The 18,378-nt window shown below is 33.3% G+C and carries 16 protein-coding genes; 5 read left to right on the top strand and 11 right to left on the bottom strand.

Annotated features, from left to right (window positions below; genetic code table 11):
* The first annotated feature begins 62 nt into the window (after positions 1-62).
* Positions 63-1,256: a DUF4856 domain-containing protein gene (locus tag Q0822_RS13400; protein ID WP_299124499.1), complete on the top strand. Its 1,194-nt coding sequence runs from the start codon at positions 63-65 to the stop codon at positions 1,254-1,256.
* A 142-nt stretch (positions 1,257-1,398) separates the two neighbouring features.
* On the opposite strand, the gene Q0822_RS13405 is transcribed toward Q0822_RS13400, so the two are convergent.
* Positions 1,399-3,627 (bottom strand): TonB-dependent receptor, encoded by a 2,229-nt coding sequence (locus Q0822_RS13405; RefSeq protein WP_299124501.1) that lies wholly within the window; start codon positions 3,625-3,627, stop codon positions 1,399-1,401.
* Between the two features lie 319 nt (positions 3,628-3,946).
* Here Q0822_RS13405 and guaB point away from each other — a divergent pair, with 319 nt between their 5' ends.
* Positions 3,947-5,419, top strand: coding sequence for an IMP dehydrogenase (gene guaB / locus Q0822_RS13410; RefSeq protein ID WP_299124503.1), 1,473 nt, complete (start codon positions 3,947-3,949; stop codon positions 5,417-5,419).
* A 29-nt stretch (positions 5,420-5,448) separates the two neighbouring features.
* Here guaB and Q0822_RS13415 read toward each other — a convergent pair whose 3' ends face one another.
* Both Q0822_RS13415 and Q0822_RS13420 read right to left on the bottom strand, forming a co-directional pair.
* Complete coding sequence (locus Q0822_RS13415) at positions 5,449-5,889, bottom strand: GNAT family N-acetyltransferase (protein WP_299124504.1); 441 nt, start codon at positions 5,887-5,889, stop codon at positions 5,449-5,451.
* A 60-nt stretch (positions 5,890-5,949) separates the two neighbouring features.
* A complete protein-coding gene (locus tag Q0822_RS13420) occupies positions 5,950-6,324 on the bottom strand; it encodes a hypothetical protein (protein ID WP_299124505.1) in 375 nt (124 codons plus the stop codon).
* Positions 6,325-6,662: 338 nt separating this feature from the next.
* On the opposite strand from Q0822_RS13420, the gene Q0822_RS13425 reads away from it, so the two are divergent.
* Positions 6,663-7,226: a hypothetical protein gene (locus tag Q0822_RS13425; protein ID WP_299124506.1), complete on the top strand. Its 564-nt coding sequence runs from the start codon at positions 6,663-6,665 to the stop codon at positions 7,224-7,226.
* Positions 7,227-7,480: 254 nt separating this feature from the next.
* Here Q0822_RS13425 and Q0822_RS13430 read toward each other — a convergent pair whose 3' ends face one another.
* From Q0822_RS13430 to Q0822_RS13450, 5 genes are all read right to left on the bottom strand, one after another.
* The gene (locus tag Q0822_RS13430) at positions 7,481-8,566 is read right to left on the bottom strand and encodes a nickel-binding protein (protein ID WP_299124507.1); all 1,086 of its coding nucleotides are present in this window, start codon (positions 8,564-8,566) and stop codon (positions 7,481-7,483) included.
* 90 nt (positions 8,567-8,656) lie between these two features.
* Positions 8,657-9,034 carry a DUF4242 domain-containing protein gene (locus tag Q0822_RS13435; RefSeq protein WP_299124509.1) on the bottom strand — a complete coding sequence of 126 codons (378 nt, stop codon included), beginning with the start codon at positions 9,032-9,034 and terminating at the stop codon, positions 8,657-8,659.
* 252 nt (positions 9,035-9,286) lie between these two features.
* A complete protein-coding gene (locus Q0822_RS13440; RefSeq protein ID WP_299124511.1) occupies positions 9,287-9,871 on the bottom strand; it encodes a DUF6624 domain-containing protein in 585 nt (194 codons plus the stop codon).
* 153 nt (positions 9,872-10,024) lie between these two features.
* Complete coding sequence (locus Q0822_RS13445; protein ID WP_299124512.1) at positions 10,025-11,038, bottom strand: serine hydrolase domain-containing protein; 1,014 nt, start codon at positions 11,036-11,038, stop codon at positions 10,025-10,027.
* 304 nt (positions 11,039-11,342) lie between these two features.
* A complete protein-coding gene (locus Q0822_RS13450) occupies positions 11,343-11,897 on the bottom strand; it encodes a thioredoxin family protein (RefSeq protein ID WP_299124514.1) in 555 nt (184 codons plus the stop codon).
* Positions 11,898-11,976: 79 nt separating this feature from the next.
* On the opposite strand from Q0822_RS13450, the gene Q0822_RS13455 reads away from it, so the two are divergent.
* The gene (locus Q0822_RS13455; protein ID WP_299124516.1) at positions 11,977-12,312 is read left to right on the top strand and encodes a tRNA-binding protein; all 336 of its coding nucleotides are present in this window, start codon (positions 11,977-11,979) and stop codon (positions 12,310-12,312) included.
* Between the two features lie 12 nt (positions 12,313-12,324).
* Here the strand turns inward: Q0822_RS13455 and Q0822_RS13460 are convergent, their stop codons facing one another.
* The 3 genes from Q0822_RS13460 to Q0822_RS13470 all read right to left on the bottom strand — a co-directional run bounded on the left by Q0822_RS13460 (position 12,325) and on the right by Q0822_RS13470 (position 17,126).
* On the bottom strand, positions 12,325-14,832 hold the full coding sequence (locus Q0822_RS13460; protein WP_299124518.1) for a M14 metallopeptidase family protein: 2,508 nt from the start codon (positions 14,830-14,832) through the stop codon (positions 12,325-12,327).
* An 85-nt stretch (positions 14,833-14,917) separates the two neighbouring features.
* Entirely contained in the window at positions 14,918-15,307 is a 390-nt protein-coding gene (locus Q0822_RS13465; protein WP_299124520.1) for a PUR family DNA/RNA-binding protein, read from the bottom strand.
* Positions 15,308-15,368: 61 nt separating this feature from the next.
* A complete protein-coding gene (locus tag Q0822_RS13470) occupies positions 15,369-17,126 on the bottom strand; it encodes an ABC transporter ATP-binding protein (protein ID WP_299124522.1) in 1,758 nt (585 codons plus the stop codon).
* 131 nt (positions 17,127-17,257) lie between these two features.
* On the opposite strand from Q0822_RS13470, the gene Q0822_RS13475 reads away from it, so the two are divergent.
* Positions 17,258-18,361 (top strand): Glu/Leu/Phe/Val dehydrogenase dimerization domain-containing protein, encoded by a 1,104-nt coding sequence (locus Q0822_RS13475; protein WP_299124524.1) that lies wholly within the window; start codon positions 17,258-17,260, stop codon positions 18,359-18,361.
* Positions 18,362-18,378: the final 17 nt, after the last annotated feature.

Below are 18,378 nucleotides of genomic sequence, written 5' to 3' on the forward strand. Positions count from 1 at the left end.
TTAAACTTAATGACATTTTAATCTTATATTTGATTCCCTTTTTAATAACAAAATAGCTAATAATGAAAAAGATTCCCCTAAATCTAGTCATTGTCTTATGCCTTATTATGGCCTCATGTTCTAATAACGATGACAACAGTTCTAATGATGATCAACTTATAGTCCCTTCAACTTACCAATATTTTCGAAACGGTTCATCATCCATTAATTATAAAAAGCAAACTGACGAAATATTGATGTCTGATGCATTTATCTTGAGTTTCAATGATAATAGTAGCTCAGAGCCACAGTTAAATGGCCTTTTTACTAATACAGGAGATTATTTTAGTTCTCAAGCCTTAAATCAATCAAATACAAGTATCAGAGAAAACTTAGCAGTTTCTGAAGACTATTTTGGTAATAATATGACGCTTTCAAATAGCATAAAGTCAGATTTTGATGGTTGGATTACTAAGCAATTGAGTGAAGTTTTTCCTAATTGGACTATAGATGCAACTCCAGGAAATTCAGGTAAGCTAGCCGAGTCAGATGGTATTACTGTAAAACGATTTAATGCTAAGGGTTTACGATATGGTCAAGTGATTGGTAAAAGTTTAGTTGGTGCTCTAATGATAGATCAAATTCTAAATGATAAGTTAAGCATTTCGGTCTTAGATGCTGGAAATAATAGAAGTGACAATGACAATGGTATTTTAGTACCTGGTGAGAACTATACTAAAATGGAACATCTCTGGGATGAAGCTTTTGGATATGCTTATGGAACTGACAATGCGTTGTCGCCTCAATTACTTCAAGATTTTTTTCTTAATAAATATATATCTCGAGTTGAAAATGACTCTGATTTTTCAGGTATAGCAGACGAAATCTACAACGCATTTAAGTTAGGAAGAGCTGCTATAGTAGGAAAAGATTATGATCTCAGAGATCAACAAATTGAAATTCTAAGAGAAAAAATCTCTGAAATTGCAGGAATACGATCTGTATATTATTTGAAACAAGGCGGTGGAAACTTAATAGCTAATAAAGCAAAAGCTTTTGACGATTTGTCTGAAGGTTATGGGTTTATTTATTCCTTACAATTTACACGCAAACCTGGCACATCCGCACCATATTTCACAAAAACCGAGGTTGATAATTTCTTAGGTCAATTAATGGTAGACAATGGCTTTTGGGATATCTCTAATGAAACTATTGACGAAATGGCTACATCTATCTCAAGCCGTTTTGACTTTAGCGTTGAACAAGCTGAAAACTAATATTTTTTCGAAATAGCTTCGACTTACTAAGTCCGTTGAAAATTTTTGATTGAATTTATAAAATACTTACAAAGAATTAATAAATAAAAAAGCACTACTTGTATTTTAAGTAGTGCTTTTTTTGAACCAACCAATATTAAATTTAGAATCTAAATTCTAATCCTAGGTTTGCACCAAAAGGATGTCCTGGACGAAGACCAGCTGGTACTCTCGATACTGCATAGACCTCATCGAGCATATTTATGATATTTCCTGTTGCAGTTAAATTTTTTGAAAAATGATATTTTGCCGAAAAATCTACTATAAAATTTGAGGCGACAAGTTCGTTATCTGGTATACTACCAGAACCAGCTAATGTTCTAAATTCACCATTGTAGCGACCACTAATATTCAATTCATATTTCTTATGCTCTAAGGATAGCATTAGATTAAACTGATGCTTCGGAATATAAGGTAATTGATCACCTTCAGTAACTTCTCCCCAAAGAGCATCAGTACTCCCAAAACTGTTTAAAAATTCGGTATTAGTAAATGTGTATCCAAAAGTCAAAGGTAAACTGAATTTGTTATTTTTAGATAATAAATCATAATTAAGCAGAAGTTCTAAACCGCTAACTGCAACTTCACCAGCATTAAATTGTTCTAAAGATCCTGTACCTCCTGTTGCAGCTAAATCACTACCCAATAAGTTGCTGTAGTCATTGTAAAAACCAACAAGCTCACCACGCACATTTCCAATAACAAAACGTGAACCAAGTTCATAGTTAATACTCTCTTCTGGTTTTTGACCCTCTTGATTGCTAGGTGGAGAAAAACCTTTATGCACACCGCCAAAAACAGAGATTTCTTTGGTAAAAGCGTAATTAAAACCGATACCTGGAATAAAAATATCTACTTTGTTTTCACGAGAAGATAAACCAAAACCTGTTCTACTAGGATCATCACTGTAATTATCGCGTTGTAAAATAATATTTTCATATCGAAGTCCAGGTGTTAATGTTAGGTCATTATATTTTACTTTGTACATTATAGAACCAGCAAAAGCAGTAGCACTGCTAATGCGATTGCCTTGGGCACCTCTTTCACCCAAAGAGGTTAATGACATATTACCATTAAGTATATTGTAGCCATCTTCCCATTGAAAACGATCTTCCTCATCGTAATGATAACGAAGTCCGATTTCTAAATCGTGAAATATGTTTTCGCCATACCAATGATAGTCTAATTTTGTCTGTATACCTTTTGATATATATGCCCTATTGTTAGCCTTAACTAATAAAGCATCATCAGAAGAATTTATATTTCCTTTTAAAATCTCTAAGTGATTCGTAAATGATTCAGGATTTGAAACAACATCGGCAATTTTCTCCTTTTCACCATTAAATATAACATCATCTAATTTGTACCAGTTTCTTTTGAATTTGTTGTAGTATCCATTTGTGGTAATTCTAAAGTTTTTATTAAACTGTAATTTATGTGTTAGCATTAATTGCAAATGCTCTGCATTCATTTGGTCCTCTTGAGAAGATGCGTATCTAGAAAAAGGTGAGCTGTCGAAATCTTCCTCAGTTAAGCCTAAATAAGTTTCATTAGAGATTTCATCGGAATATTGAAATTTTATTTCTAAAGCTTGTTGTGTTTTAGCTTCGGCCTTAGAATTAACTCTAAACTTAGCAACCACTTCATTAATATCAAAACCAGTATTACTATTATCGGGTAAATCTTTGAAACCGTTAGAATTATAATTAAGATACTCTACCATATATCCAAGAGTAGGTTTGCTTTCTCCGACTCTAGCATGAAATTGGCTAGTATTAAAACTACCGTAATTGGCCCTAATTTCTCCGCTAAATGAATCAGGTATCTGTGCGGATATCATATTTATTGCACCACCAGTTGTAAAAGGACCATACTGTACCTGACTGCTACCTTTTAAAATTTCAACGGCTTGCATCCTTGCTACAGAAGGGAAGTAATATGCGGAAGGCGCGCTATAAGGAGCAGGTGCTATTAGCACACCATCTTCCATAAGAGAAATTTTCGCACTTCGTTCTGGCGACGTACCTCTTAAACTAATATTTGGCCTTAAACCAAAACCGTCTTCTTCATAAAAGTTGACTCCGGGAACAGATCTTAAAGCTCTATTAATATCGGTATAGCTAAATTTTTTGAGCTCTTCAGGTGATAAATAATAGGCAGATCCTGTTCGGTTTCTAGCGACATATTTACTGCCAAAAATTGTATTTGCATTAATAATGACCTCATCTAAACTTGTTATAGAATCTTTTGGCTTTTCTTTAGTTTTTTCTTGTGCTTGCAGGTTTACTCCAAGTATTAATCCGGGCAATAATAGGGCTAATTTAACATTCATTTATTTAGACTTATTAAAAATAACGTTTTTTAGAATGTGCAAATTTAAGGTGTGATTTTAGTTTAAACAAGTTTATTTAGAATAAATAAAAATAAAATTTATAAATATTTGATTCAGAAAATATTAGCCTTTAGTACGATTTTAGTTCTTATTGAATTTAACTCTAAATCCATGATTGCTATTTGAAAAAAGATGTATATTTATTCATATAATGTCTATTTAATTTATACGTCTTCATGAATTTATACTTAAATGTTCATAGTTGCTTTAAATGAAATAAAATGTGTAAATTTGCATGCAATTATATCTTAATTGCATCATGAAAGCACACGAAAATAAAATCTTAGGTGAAGGTCTCACTTACGATGACGTCCTATTAGTTCCAGCATTTTCCGAGATTCTTCCACGCGAAGTCAATATTCAAACAAAATTTACGAGAAATATTACCATTAATATTCCAGTGGTTTCTGCTGCTATGGATACAGTTACGGAAAGTAAAATGGCAATTGCCATGGCTCAAGAAGGCGGTATTGGTGTGCTACACAAAAACATGACTATTGAGCAACAAGCCGATAAAGTGCGTCGTGTAAAACGTGCAGAAAGCGGAATGATTATAGATCCAGTTACCTTACCATTAACAGCAACGGTTGCAGATGCTAAGCAAAATATGGCAGAGCATAGTATAGGTGGAATTCCTATTGTTGATGATAATGGCACCTTAAAAGGTATTGTGACTAATCGCGATTTGCGTTTTGAACACCAAAACGACAAACCAATCATAGACGTTATGACTAAAGAAAATTTAGTTACTGCTGCTGTTGGAACCTCGTTAAAAGATGCGGAAAAGATTCTTCAACAAAATAAGATTGAAAAATTACTCATCGTTGATGACAATTATAAGTTGCAAGGTCTTATTACGTTTAGAGACATTACTAAAGTGACACAAAAACCAAATGCCAATAAAGATTCTTACGGAAGACTGCGTGTCGCAGCTGCAATAGGAGTAACTGGTGATGCAGTGGACAGAGCAGCCGCTTTAGTAAAAGCAGGAGTAGATGCCGTAATTATAGATACAGCACATGGCCATACCAAAGGTGTGGTGATGGTATTAAAAGACATTAAAAAGAAGTTTCCAAAACTCGAAGTCATAGTTGGAAACATTGCTACAGGTGAAGCCGCAAAATATTTAGTAGAAGCAGGAGCAGATGCTGTAAAAGTGGGTATAGGACCAGGTTCTATTTGTACAACAAGAGTTGTAGCAGGTGTTGGTTTCCCACAATTTTCAGCCGTATTAGAAGTCGCTAATGCTATTAAGGGTTCTGGTGTGCCAGTGATTGCAGATGGTGGTATTCGTTATACTGGTGATATACCAAAAGCGATTGCAGCTGGTGCTGATACAGTGATGTTAGGTTCGCTTTTAGCAGGAACTAAAGAAAGTCCTGGTGAAACCATTATTTATGAGGGCAGAAAATTTAAATCTTACAGAGGCATGGGTTCTGTGGAAGCCATGAAACAAGGCAGTAAAGATCGTTATTTCCAAGATGTAGAAGACGATATTAAAAAGTTAGTACCAGAAGGTATTGTTGGTCGTGTACCTTATAAAGGCGAATTATACGAAAGTATTCATCAATTTGTTGGTGGCCTCAGAGCTGGTATGGGTTACTGTGGTGCCAAAGACATTGCGACTTTAAAAGAGCATGGACGATTTGTGAAAATTACAGCTAGTGGAATTAACGAAAGTCATCCGCATGATGTGACTATTACTAAAGAAGCCCCTAATTATTCTAGGTGATACTTTTTTTTATTTATAGACTTTATTGTTTATAAACTCTTTCTCAATCCAATTCGGCTACTTCCATCAGAATACCAGTTCTCCATTTCTGTGAATTGCTTGTAACCATGTCTGGTGTAGAATCTCAATGTAGGTGCTCCGGAGGTCCAAAGCCAAATGTTTTGAACTCCTATAGTTCTTGTGTTTTCTTCTAATTCTTTTAGTAGATCGGAACCTAAGCCTTGATTGCGAAATTTCTTCTCAACAAATAGATCTGTCAAGTAGAACCAACCTGAATAGTTCCCTCCATTCTTATGAGCTAAACCTGACGAACATCCAATAAGACAGTCTCCATTTAATGCCACAAAGCTTATGCGTTCTGTACTTTCTAATTCTATACCTTCCTCAAATGAAAGGTCATCAAATCCTGAGTTTACATGTTCAATTTCGTCTGAAGTCAATTCCCGATTTACAATGTTGATAGCATTCATTTCTTTCAATTAGTTATTGGTTATCTAAACACTGAGCATCTTGGTTTTATATATAGTTTTTTATTCAATTATTAAATCCACATATACTTTTCCATCTGTACCGATATATTCACGGTTGAATATCTTTTTCCCAATAATCTCTCTTTTTGCAGTGGATATTCCTTTTAGATCACCAGCTAATTCGATTTTGAATTTTTTAGTGCTCTCATTAGGCGTAGTTTTATAAAAATCGGATACGTGCAATAAATATTTATCCAGAATATCTTCTAACGGATATTGATTATTGGTTTCGTCTGATTCTAATTCATAAGATATAGTCATTCTGTATTTATCTAAGCTATCATCTTTTGAGTCGAGATAAACTCCATTCTCCACAAGCTCATATCGTTTAGAGTTTTCGTATTTCTCACATTTTTCTAATGAGATGTTGTTCATAACATTAAATTCCAATCGTAGTTCCTGTTTATTTGAAGATTCAGAACTATTTTTCTTTGATTGACCGAATAAATTACTGAATAGTCCTATTATTAGGGTTAACATCAATACTTTTCTCATTTTTATAGTATTTACTAAAATTACACACAACGGTCAGGCTATGGTATAGTACCGTGGTTAAGCAACTAATTTAGCAAATAAATCACAGATAGAAAGTCTGTATGGACTTTTGTAAGTAGGTTATAATCTAGCAACTAGTTATACACGTTTTTTGCTCTAGTTTTACTAATTCATAAAAATTTTATAAATTTATGTAAAGAATTGAAAGTGAAATAATTATGAAATTTAGACTGTTGTTTTTTGTACTGATAATTGTTGCTTGTTCGTCTAACAATAACAATGATGAATACCCGACTCCAGATCAATTTAACGGAGAGGATTTGTTTTTACAATCTTCGAATTTAGAAAGGATATTGATAGGTAAGTGGTATTATGGGTATGGTTATAATGAAATGCAAGATGGATCTGTTGAGATTAGTTACGAAACGGGAACTCATTGGCCGACAGGTGATAGAACAGATACAATACAATTTTATTCAAATAAATTGGTTGGCTTTAGTTGGGACTGTCCATATGAAAACCCCTCTAAACCCCTTGTTAAACTTGCAGTGTCCGAAGCAGCATCCTATTTTCATTGGTGTTTTCCGAGCGGAGTAAATGGTTGGCTTATTGAAAATGATTCTCTTCATTATTACAGAGGATTCGATACAAATGATTTTATTTCTTATCCAATTATCGAAATTAATAACGATTCGATTTTTTTCATGGTTAGAGATTGGCCAGTAAACAATAATAATGGAGTTGATAAGGAATATGCTATTTTCTTTAAAAAACAAGAATAAAGCTTAAACTAATAATTAGAAAAAAATAGATATTATTTTAAAGCTAGCACAATCAAGGTTTTGTTAATTACTGCCATGGTGCTATGTAAGTTTAGTTCCGTCGGCTAGTTTGAAATAAACTATAACAAACCAGAGGGAAATTCGAAGGGTTTTCTGGGTTGATGTAAACTTTATTACCTGTTGGCTTTTCTTATCATGCACTAGTTTAAATTGGGAAGAAAGAATTTTTGATTAACTTTTTCATATGCTAATTGTTACTTCTTATATTTTGATGGTAAAACACCATAAGCTTCATAAAAACATTTTGAAAAATAAGCAGGACTACTGAATCCTGTTTGATAAGCAATTTCAGAAATATTTGACATATGTTTATCTAATAATTCAAGCGCTTTATTCAATCGAAACTCCTTAATGAAACTGTTTGGTGACTTCCCAATAATTGGCATTATAGTTCTATATAGTTTTGATTTACTTAAGCCTAAATTCTTGTTATAGTTTATGGCACTTATATTCGAATTTGTCCAAACACTTTCAGTATAATGAAATAAGCGAATTACAAATTCCATTTCAGTAATACTTAATGGTTTAATACCATTAATATTGATTGGATTATTTTGATTCTCACTTTCGTATAGATCTTTAACTTCTGGCGTTAATATTATTTTTCCATTAGTAACATAAGTCAAGTACTCCGCTTTTTTAATTGTATCTTCAAATATGCTTTCTTTGTTAGTGACAGGTATTCCTGCACTTATGCCAATTTTGAAATCTAAATCTGGTGTAATAACAGAATTATGTAATTCTTGGATTTTGATAGCACTTTCAACAGCATTAGTAGCAGAAGTAAATGACATTAAAAATGAATTAGATTCCTGCTTTACCATCCGTCCTTTGTGCTTACTAATAATATTGATTACTGACTTTTTATAACCACGAATAGCAGCATTTAATGTTCCAATATTTTCAGTTCTTAGTATTTTCTTTTTTAAATGAGTAACCATCAATATTCTAAATGCAGAATCATTAATGATATTTAGTTCGGTATTTTGAGTGTTCTCAGGATCTTCAATACGACCTAAAAAAGATTCAACAAGAGTGTCATTTACCTCTATTATCCGTTGAGGAACAGCTCCATGAGATTTTTCGTGAAGTTCTTTTATTGCTTGTTCATTAGGCGCTTCTATTAAACAAAATCCTGTTCGTCTTTTTTCATCACACCAATAGGTTAATCCTCGACAATTGTATTTGTGCTCAATTTTTAAATCCGCTTGATGCATTTCTGCTACATCTTTAGCAGTTACTCCATCTGGCAAATCATGAAAATCCATATATATTGGCATGAGAAATAAGTTTTATGTAATATACTATTTTAAATAAGAAGCTGTCTGCTGTGATAGTTTGACAGCTTCTTAAAAGAGTTTTAAGTATTTTTAATGTTCTGCTGTTGCAGGGCTAATTACTGTTGTGACTTCACTTACCGAATTTACTGGAAAGCCACCTTTCTTTGCATGTTTTTCAATTAATTCTTTATTCTCTGCTTTGTAAACACAATACACTTTGTCACCAGTAACATAGCTGTGTTGCCATTCAATTTTTGGCCCCATTTCTTTTAAGACTGAACATGATGTTTGAGATATACCTTTCAGTTGTTCAGCTGTTAAGTCTCCTGCTCCTGGAATAATACGCTCAATTACATAAGTTTTCATGGTGTCATTGTTTTTAATTGTTTTCTGATTTTCTTTTTGTTGTGCTTGTGTATAATTAAGTGTAAACACAATTAGGACTAAAACTAATTTCATTGTTTTCATTATAAATGTTTTAAAATATTAATAATTCAAAACTAAAGCACTTTATAATCAATGAATTATGCTTTTAGTCCAAAAAATCACAATTTTGGTTCAATACTTTTTTTTAGCTTGCAGAGCGGACTCACATGACATCAGTTACCGGTTGATATGTATTACTTTTCGGTTTAGCACTAATGTTAGTAATTCCGAGTGGATTCGGCCGTAATAAAATCCACAGTAATTGTGGTTATACTTTGATGTGCACAGTTATTTTTAATGTTCGTGTCCGTGATTTTCACTATTCATTTGCTTTACCTTTTCTCTTTGTTGAGCCAAAGTTTCTACTCCATATCTGATACGTTCAGTATCAGAAATTTTCGTAGTGTCAATGTCTCCAAGTTTCCAAGGTTCATCACCCATTTTTTGATATTGAGTTCCGTAAATTTGTGGCTCCCCTTTACTTAATAAATATCTGTCTGTTGCGGCAGCAAAAAGCCATTTATTTATCGTGGAATCTTTTTCAATTGCATTTTTCATTAATCTTACGGCCAATCCGTAATCAGTAGAATCTTTTCCATGTTGAAAGACCATAGCAGCATTTTTAAAATCCTTTCCTGTTTTAATTTTTCCGGAATCTAAAAGCTGATGTACTCTTTCTCTCCTTATACTGTCTCTTTTATTCACTTTAGACCAATCAATATTGTCAGTCATTCGGTCGTTCTGGTCATTTTCATAAATTTCAATCAATTCAGTATTGTCATTGTCGATTTCGACAATTTCATTTTCTGGTTTCTGCTTCTTTTCAGTTTTACAACTCAAAATAGTAATTGCTAAAATCAGGTAGAATGTTTTTTTCATCTGGTCTGGTTCTATTATTCCCAACGTGTTTGTGTATTGTTAGTTATGTGGTTAAGCAACTAATTTAGTAAACAAAAACTAACGCGTGAAAATTCCTAAAGAATTTTCCAAATAAGCACTTGTCAAAGCAACTAATTATACACGGTGTTGTGGCTAGTTTTTCTTTCTAATGATTTTTACAATTCGGTTAATTGTAATTTCCGATAAGTTCCATTCATAACCATTAAAATCATTGGTATTGATGAATTGGACCACTACTGCATCTATATCTTTGTGGTATTCTGAAAGACTTTGATAGCCAACTACCAGGCCTCCATGATTATATTCATAAGGATAGATCTCCTTTTCTTCCTCGTCAAACACCGAACCATCGTTTAAGGCTCGCAAGAATATACCCACGTCTTCTGCTGTAGCCATCATTCCATATTCACGAGCTTTAAAATCCTCCTCATATCCTACATAATATCCACTCATAACATCATCTAAATCGACTTCAGTAATCGAAAAGAAAGTGTTTTTCAGCTCTAATGGTATTAATATTTTCTCTTTGATGTACTCATCGTGATTATATCCTAATACTTTATCCATAATCCTGCGAAGCAATAAATAATTTGTGTTCGAATATTCATATCCTTTATCAGGTTCAAAACTAGCTGGTAAATCAAGGGCGAAATCTAAGGCTCTTTTTCCGTTTGCCTGTTCGTCTTTCCAATATGCGGAATTATCGGTGAAATTGGGAATTCCAGACCGATGTTGTATCATAGTTTTCAATGTGATTTTCTCAGCATTTTCAATTCTACCTGCAAGCTCTGGAAAGTAATCGGCAAGTGTTTCATCTAAAGACAAACGCTTTTCTTTGACCATTTTAGTGATGGCAACAGCCGTGTATAACTTACTAATACTCGCAATTTTGAATAGTGAATTTGGGTCGGCTGATATTTTATTTTCTCTATCTTTCCAACCACCTGTGTAAAATGCTGGTGGTTTTCCTGCTTGATCCACATAAACAATCATGCCATCAAATCCATGTCCAATTGCTTCATCTACTTGTTCTTGTACGTTATCTGGTAGCGGTAAAATCCAAGCTTTTACCAATATCCAAGGCACGAAGTACAAGGAAATTAAAGTTCCTGCCAATAATACTATTCTAAGTATTTTTTTTTTCATAATAATATTTGCTTTTAAGTGGAGTAGGATGGTATTTATGTAAATTCTACAAACAAAATTTCATTTTTATATTAATAATAGAAATAATAGATTTCTGAATTGTTGAATATTCTTGATGAGCTGTTCATTTTTGTTCAATGGGCAGAGACATACTCAAAATTGGCTACAACGGTGTCGTATGAGAATAGTTTCCCGGTTGAGCACTCAACTTTCCAAAGTAGGCGAGAATCAGCAATTATTTTTAGCCCTTATTGTGTTAGTACTTTTAAAACTACTTTAGAACTAAAAAGATATTGTACTCATACTATTTCCATTTAATATTACAACCCATACTAGGTTTTTGGTTTGTACTTACTGTTTCATTGTTAACTAGAGCATCCATAGCAGCTCTAAGATCTTTTCCTGTTACAGGTATGCCATTTCCTGGTCTAGAGTCGTCTAATTGCCCAGCATAAACCAATTCTAAATCAGTATTAAACAAAAAGAAATCTGGAGTACAAGCCGCATCATAAGCTTTGGCGACATCTTGGGTTTGGTCATATAGATACGGAAAAATATAGTCGTTGTCAATAGCGTTTTGTTTCATTAACTCAGGTCCATCTTGTGGGTAATTATCAACATCGTTACTAGAAATTGCGATGCAGTTGATACCTTTTGAGATATAGTCTTTGGCGAGTTGCGATAATTGAGAATTGACGTGTACCACAAAAGGGCAGTGGTTACAAATAAACATCACTAATGTACCAGTAGTACCTTTTAATGCGTCTAGCGACTTTGTTTTGTTGTCAGTTGTATCTATTAAGTTAAAGTCTGGTGCTTTAGTGCCCAAAGGCAACATATTTGATTCTGTTCTTGCCATAGTTTTTATTATATTTATGTTTTAATTAAAACGATTTCAGTTAACACAGAATGCGATACTGAAACAAGCGTAGCATAGGATGGATAATATAATAACATTTGAAGACTTTACCAAGGTAGATTTGCGTATCGGAACTATTATTAAGGTTGACGATTTCCCTAATGCTAGAAAGCCAGCATATCAACTTACAATTGACTTTGGTGATTTAGGCGTTAGAAAATCCTCTGCTCAAATTACAACACAGTATACAAAGGAAGATTTACACAATCGCCAGATTGTTGCTGTGGTAAACTTCCCTAAAAAACAAATTTCTGATTTTATGAGCGAATGTTTAGTTGTTGGAGCTGTAAAAGAGAATGATGTGTTTCTTCTGCATCCTGAGACCAAAGTTAAAAATGGAATGGTGGTGTCTTAAATGAAGGTCTTGCTACATTTCATCTCTAAAGAAAATAGCATTCATTAATAACTTATTAGTACCATACCAAAAGGCTCTAAAATTAGTGTTGTCTGTAAAAGCAATAATATGTCCTCTACCAACACCACCAATTTTTAATGGTACAGTGCTACTTATACTATCTAAGTTTTTATCAGAAATATAACCACTCAATAAAGGGTTTTTAGTATATTGAATAGGGTTGTTGTAGCTGTTTTTATCTGCATTTATAAATAATGTGGTATTCCTAAACATGGCGAGTTTGTTATTATTATACCCAAAATTTATAGGATGTGAGCGGTCTAATTGAGTTTCAAAAATAGCACCACCAATAACTTGTGCTCCTCTAAAATCTCCACGTTCTTCGAAACTGATATTTTTTGCTACAAGTTTATTTTTCTTAAAATCAATTTTCAATAATTCTTTAGAATTGAGGTAACGCAAGGCATTTCTATAGGCTACCAAAGTACCACCATCTTGTATCCAGGTTTTTAATTTTTTTGTATCACTTTCATTGAGGCCAGATGAAGAGTTGACCATAATAATAGTGTTGTAGCGACTTAAATCTGCGCGTCTAAAATTTTTAGTATCTAGCTTAGTAGCAATAATATCATAACGTGTATCAAACAAATGCCATATTTCGCCAGCATCGGATGAGGTAATACCATCTCCAACTAAAATGGCAATTTTTGGTAACTCTAAAGCTCTAAAATTTCTACTTCCTAAATCAATACCATCGGTTAGCCCTGTCGTAACGGCATCGATTTTAATATAACTTTCTTGAGCAAGATCGTTTAAGAATGTATAAACCTCTGAAGTGGTAATATCCTGGTTTTTTGCAGGAATCATTATAGTGCCGTAGTCATAGGACTTTCCATTGGCCTTAAACGTTTTTAGACTCACTTTAGCTCTTAATCCTTTCTTTAAAATAGCATTCAATAATTTAGGTGCATAGTATTCGTTCCATTCAAATAAATAGGCATACTCACTTTTTGCATCCACACCACCTTTAAGGTGCTGTAAGTCGGTAACTTGTTCGCCAGCATTAGCAGTCGATGTCGTCGTATAATCTAAGTTAAATGCCAATGGAAATGTCCAAGCAGATACGTCATAAAACAAGCTATCTTGAAACGTAGTTCGCTTTTCGAACATAGCATTTATCAATCTCGTATTCTTCTGGTTCTTTGGGACAATGTAGCTATAGCCTTTTTTGTAATTTTTTCCGTTGAGAGTGAGATCAGATTTAATGTCGTGAAATTTAATACGGTGTCGCTTTAAAATTTCAGCTAAATGATAGGTTTTTGCAGCATCTTTTTCGTCTCCAAATACAATCGCTTTATTACCTTCTCTAGACCCTTCATTTCGTGCATTCTTATAAAAATTGTGTTGGTAATCTAAAATTTCTTTTCGCATGTTATATGCTGCATCTAGAGTTGATAAGGCTGCAGTAAATTGATTTCTTATGGTAAACGGAAAGGTAAGAAGACCATTGTCACTTTCTTGAATATGGCCTCGGGAACTCGCTTGTTCAAACAAAATACCAATACTTCCATTTATATCTGGAAACGTAGAGCCTTTGCCATAATAGAAGTCATCAAAACTTTCTTCAGAATAATATAATGAGCCTATTTTATCAAAGGCTTTGGCATGATAATTTGCAATGCCTTTGGTTAACTCTTGGTTTAATTTTGGAGTTAAAGGATGTGTTCTAGAGGGAATACCTGGTTGAAAAAAGAAGCTTGAATTGGTTCCCATTTCATGATGATCTGTTAATATATTTGGCAACCAATTATGAAAGGTTTCAATACGTGCTCGAGACTCCGGTAATTGTACAGGCAACCAATCTCTATTCATATCAAACCAATAATGATTGGTACGACCACCAGGCCAAACTTCGCGATATTCTCTATCATTCGGATCTGGATTGAGGTTAATATTTTTATTGGTGTTTGCCCAATAGGCGAAGCGTTGTAAGCCATCTGGATTTAGCGAAGGATCGAATAAAATAACTGTATGCTTTAACAAATCATCAATTTCAGAACCTTCAGCAGCAGCCAAATAATATGCCATTACTAAAGCTGCATTAGACCCACTTGGTTCATTACCATGAATTGAAAATCCTTGATAAACTACAATCGGTCTTTCTGCTGAATTGGCTGTATTGGTTTCGGTAGCAGCAATATGCTCAGTTTGAATGGTCTCTATATTTTGATGATTTTCTGGCGAGGTTATAGTTAATAGGAGCAACGGACGATCTTCAAAAGTTTTACCACGATTTTCTATTGAGATACGATCTGATGCCAATGCTAAGGCTTTCATGTATTCAGCTAGTTTATCGTGAGTAATATGCCAATCTCCTACATTATGACCTATAACACTTTGTGGAGTAGGAATACTAGGGTTATAACCTACGTTTTGAGGGAGATAGTAAGATAAATCTATTTTTGATTGAGAAAATAAGTTTGTAGTGGCTAATAACAGTATTAGTGCAATGCGTTGCATATATTTAGAAGTTGGTTAAGCACTAAAAATAAAAAAACCGTTACAAAGGGTAACGGTTTTTATTATAATTTAACAGAAGTTAATTTTAAATATCGTCAAAACTAATATCGGTAAAATCTTCTGTGCTTTTTGTGTCTTCTGGTGTTTTAGCTTCTTGAGCTACGAAGTTATCTTCGCGTTTGTAATCTTTTTGGTGACGATCACTAATCACTTCTTCACCTTTTTCATTAATGATGTAATCCGTCATTTCGGTTAAAATCTCTTTAAACTCACTAAAATCTTCTTTGTAAAGATAGATTTTATGCTTTTTGTAGTGAAAAGAACCATCATCATTGGTAAACTTTTTACTTTCAGTAATAGTTAAATAATAATCTTCAGCTTTAGTGGCTCTAACATCAAAGAAATAGGTTCTTCTTCCAGCACGTAATACCTTAGAATATATTTCTTCTTTGTCCATCATTCCATAATCACTCATAACTCAATTTTTTTTTAATTTCAATCCAAAAATCTAAAAAAAAAATAAGGTAACCAACAAATTAGTAGTTTTCTTTTTCTGAGAGTTGTTTGGTATATAATTCCTTGTAGTAACCATCAGTATTGACAAGACTTTCATGACTTCCCCTCTGAATAATTTTACCATCTTCTAGAACAATTATTTTATCTGCATTTTTAGCAGATGACACTCTATGGCTTACAATTATAGTGGTTTTACCTTTAGTAAGTTTTACTAGGTTTTTGAGAATTTTTTCTTCGGTTTCAGTATCTACAGCAGATAGGCAGTCATCGAATAGTAAGATATCTGGCTTTTTTATAATTGCTCTTGCAATAGAAACACGTTGTTTTTGTCCACCAGATAAGGTAATGCCACGTTCTCCTAAAATGGTCTCATACCCTTTATTAAAACCAATGATATTTTTGTGAACTCTAGCATTTTTCGCAGCTTCTATAACTTCATCTTCGGTAGCATCTTCTTTTCCGAATTTAATGTTATTGCCAATAGTATCAGAAAATAAGAAAGCATCTTGTGGTACATAACCAATGCTTTCTCTAAGACTAGAAAGATTTAATTCAGAAATGATGGTATTATCAACTAAAATTGAACCATTGTCTATATCATATAAACGACCTATAAGGTCTAAAATGGTTGATTTTCCTGAGCCTGTTTTTCCTAAAATAGCTAGTGTTTCACCAGACTTTAAGGTAAAGCTCACATCTTTTAATGCCTCAATATTAGTATCTGGATATACAAAAGACACATTTTTAAACTCAATATCTCCTTTTATAGGTGTAAGCGCTTCAGCTGTGTTTTTAATATCAGGTTCGGTTTTTAAGAATTCATTAATACGTTCTTGAGATGCTTCTGCTTGCTGCACTAAAGAAGTTACCCAACCGACTGTTGCAACTGGCCAAGTCAACATATTTACATAAATTATAAATTCGGCAATAGTACCGATTTTTTCAATTTCACCATTCATGTATTGCATTCCACCAATGTATATCACTATTAAGTTACTGATACCGATTAATAAAATCATTAATGGAAAAAACAAAGCTTGTACTTTGGTAAGGTTGATTTGCTTTTGGCGATTTTCTGCTGAAAGTCCCTCAAATTCTAAATTAGTTCTAGGTTCAATACCATAAGATTTTATTACAGAAATACCACTAAATGTTTCTTGCGAATATGTAGAAAGTGTAGATAGTGATTGCTGTACAATAGTACTTCGTTTATTAATAAGTCTGCTTAGTTTATATATAGCAACAGATAGAATTGGAAGTGGTAATAAAGTATATAAAGTTAATTTAGGGGCTGTACTTGTCATATAGATTATAGCTACAGTAAACAAAGTCACTGTATTTATAGTGTACATTAATGCTGGACCAACATACATGCGCACTTTACCAACATCTTCACTAATGCGGTTCATTAAGTCTCCTGTTCTATTGGATTTATAAAAATTTAATGATAATACTTGGTAGTGTTGGTAGATTTCATTCTTTAAATCATATTCAATATAGCGCGATACATTTATAATAGTTTGACGCATTAAAAAAGTGAACAAACCAGCAATAACAGCTGCTCCAATTAAATAAAGAATATTAATCATTAATTCACTTCTAAAGACTTCTTCCGTGATTATCCCATTTAAACGGTCAGAAACAACGTTAATTGATGCTCCAACAAGTCTAGGAGTAAAGAGTGCAAATATCTTGGCAACAATAGTAATAATAACGCCAATTATGAGACGATATCTATATTTATAAAAGTATTTATTAAGATGTTTTAATGCTTTCATATTGTATTTCGTAGGTCAAAAGTATTACGATAATCGTATTTTATAGTTAATATTTTGCTAATCCTCTATTAATAATTTATTTTTGCACGCTGTTTTTAGATTATCTTCAAACACCCTAAAATCTAACATGCATGACTTCGGAAATTATTAATTCAAAAGACCTAAAAAAAATGGATCCAGTTTTTGGACAACATTCTTTTGACGATCATGAGCAAATTGTTTTTTGCAATGACAAAGATACTGGTTTAAAAGCTATAATTGGTATACATAATACAGTTTTAGGTCCTGCTTTAGGTGGTACCAGAATGTGGAATTATGCAAACGAGTGGGAAGCACTTAATGACGTTTTACGCTTGTCTCGTGGAATGACCTTTAAGTCTGCAATCACAGGTCTAAATCTTGGTGGAGGTAAAGCTGTTATTATAGGTGATGCTAAGACCCAAAAGACTCCAGAATTAATGCGACGTTTTGGTGAGTTTGTACATTCCTTAGGTGGACGCTATATTACAGCTGAAGATGTTGGTATGACAACAGGAGATATGGACACGGTAAGAGAGGTTACTCCTTATGTTACAGGTATTTCTGAAAATAAAGGTGGTGCTGGTAATCCATCACCAATAACAGCTTATGGTGTATTTATGGGAATGAAAGCCGCTGCACAGTTTCAGTTTGGCTCTGATATCCTAGAAGATAAAAACGTATTTGTACAAGGTATTGGAAATGTGGGTGAAGCATTGGTTGAGCATTTAGTTAATGAAGGAGCCAATGTAACTATTGACGATATTAGCCAAGAGCGCTTAGAGGAAGTACAATCTAAATATGGGGTAACCATTTACGGCGGTAATGATATTTATAGTGAAAATATGGATATTTATGCGCCATGTGCTTTAGGAGCTACGGTTAATGATGACACCATCTACAAGTTAAATGCTAAGATTATTGCTGGAGCTGCAAACAATCAGTTAGCTGAAGAAAATAGACACGGTAAAATATTGCAAGAAAGAGGTATTGTTTACGCACCAGATTTTTTAATTAATGCAGGTGGAATTATCAACGTGTATGCAGAGCTTGAAGACTATGGAAGACAAGAAATAATGCGTAAAACAGAAAATATTTATAACACCACACTAGAAATTTTAGACAATGCGAAGTTGAACAATGTTACTGCCCATACAGCGGCTTTGAATATTGCCAAAGCACGTATTGAAACTCGTAAAAGAGAAAATTCTAAATAATTTTTTTACGATATAAA

This window comes from uncultured Winogradskyella sp. (assembly GCF_947496485.1).
GTDB lineage: Bacteria > Bacteroidota > Bacteroidia > Flavobacteriales > Flavobacteriaceae > Winogradskyella.

What these genes read in the sequence shown, in the direction of transcription:
- Q0822_RS13465 (WP_299124520.1), bottom strand. Translation starts at nt 15,307, where the DNA reads ATGAGTGATTATGGAATGATGGACAAAGAAGAAATATATTCTAAGGTA.
- Q0822_RS13430 (WP_299124507.1), bottom strand. Translation starts at nt 8,566, where the DNA reads ATGCCAATATATATGGATTTTCATGATTTGCCAGATGGAGTAACTGCT.
- Q0822_RS13440 (WP_299124511.1), bottom strand. Translation starts at nt 9,871, where the DNA reads ATGAAAAAAACATTCTACCTGATTTTAGCAATTACTATTTTGAGTTGT.
- Q0822_RS13475 (WP_299124524.1), top strand. Translation starts at nt 17,258, where the DNA reads ATGACTTCGGAAATTATTAATTCAAAAGACCTAAAAAAAATGGATCCA.
- Q0822_RS13455 (WP_299124516.1), top strand. Translation starts at nt 11,977, where the DNA reads ATGGATAATATAATAACATTTGAAGACTTTACCAAGGTAGATTTGCGT.
- Q0822_RS13400 (WP_299124499.1), top strand. Translation starts at nt 63, where the DNA reads ATGAAAAAGATTCCCCTAAATCTAGTCATTGTCTTATGCCTTATTATG.
- Q0822_RS13445 (WP_299124512.1), bottom strand. Translation starts at nt 11,038, where the DNA reads ATGAAAAAAAAAATACTTAGAATAGTATTATTGGCAGGAACTTTAATT.
- Q0822_RS13460 (WP_299124518.1), bottom strand. Translation starts at nt 14,832, where the DNA reads ATGCAACGCATTGCACTAATACTGTTATTAGCCACTACAAACTTATTT.
- Q0822_RS13450 (WP_299124514.1), bottom strand. Translation starts at nt 11,897, where the DNA reads ATGGCAAGAACAGAATCAAATATGTTGCCTTTGGGCACTAAAGCACCA.
- guaB (WP_299124503.1), top strand. Translation starts at nt 3,947, where the DNA reads ATGAAAGCACACGAAAATAAAATCTTAGGTGAAGGTCTCACTTACGAT.
- Q0822_RS13425 (WP_299124506.1), top strand. Translation starts at nt 6,663, where the DNA reads ATGAAATTTAGACTGTTGTTTTTTGTACTGATAATTGTTGCTTGTTCG.
- Q0822_RS13420 (WP_299124505.1), bottom strand. Translation starts at nt 6,324, where the DNA reads ATGAACAACATCTCATTAGAAAAATGTGAGAAATACGAAAACTCTAAA.
- Q0822_RS13405 (WP_299124501.1), bottom strand. Translation starts at nt 3,627, where the DNA reads ATGAATGTTAAATTAGCCCTATTATTGCCCGGATTAATACTTGGAGTA.
- Q0822_RS13470 (WP_299124522.1), bottom strand. Translation starts at nt 17,126, where the DNA reads ATGAAAGCATTAAAACATCTTAATAAATACTTTTATAAATATAGATAT.
- Q0822_RS13435 (WP_299124509.1), bottom strand. Translation starts at nt 9,034, where the DNA reads ATGAAAACAATGAAATTAGTTTTAGTCCTAATTGTGTTTACACTTAAT.
- Q0822_RS13415 (WP_299124504.1), bottom strand. Translation starts at nt 5,889, where the DNA reads ATGAATGCTATCAACATTGTAAATCGGGAATTGACTTCAGACGAAATT.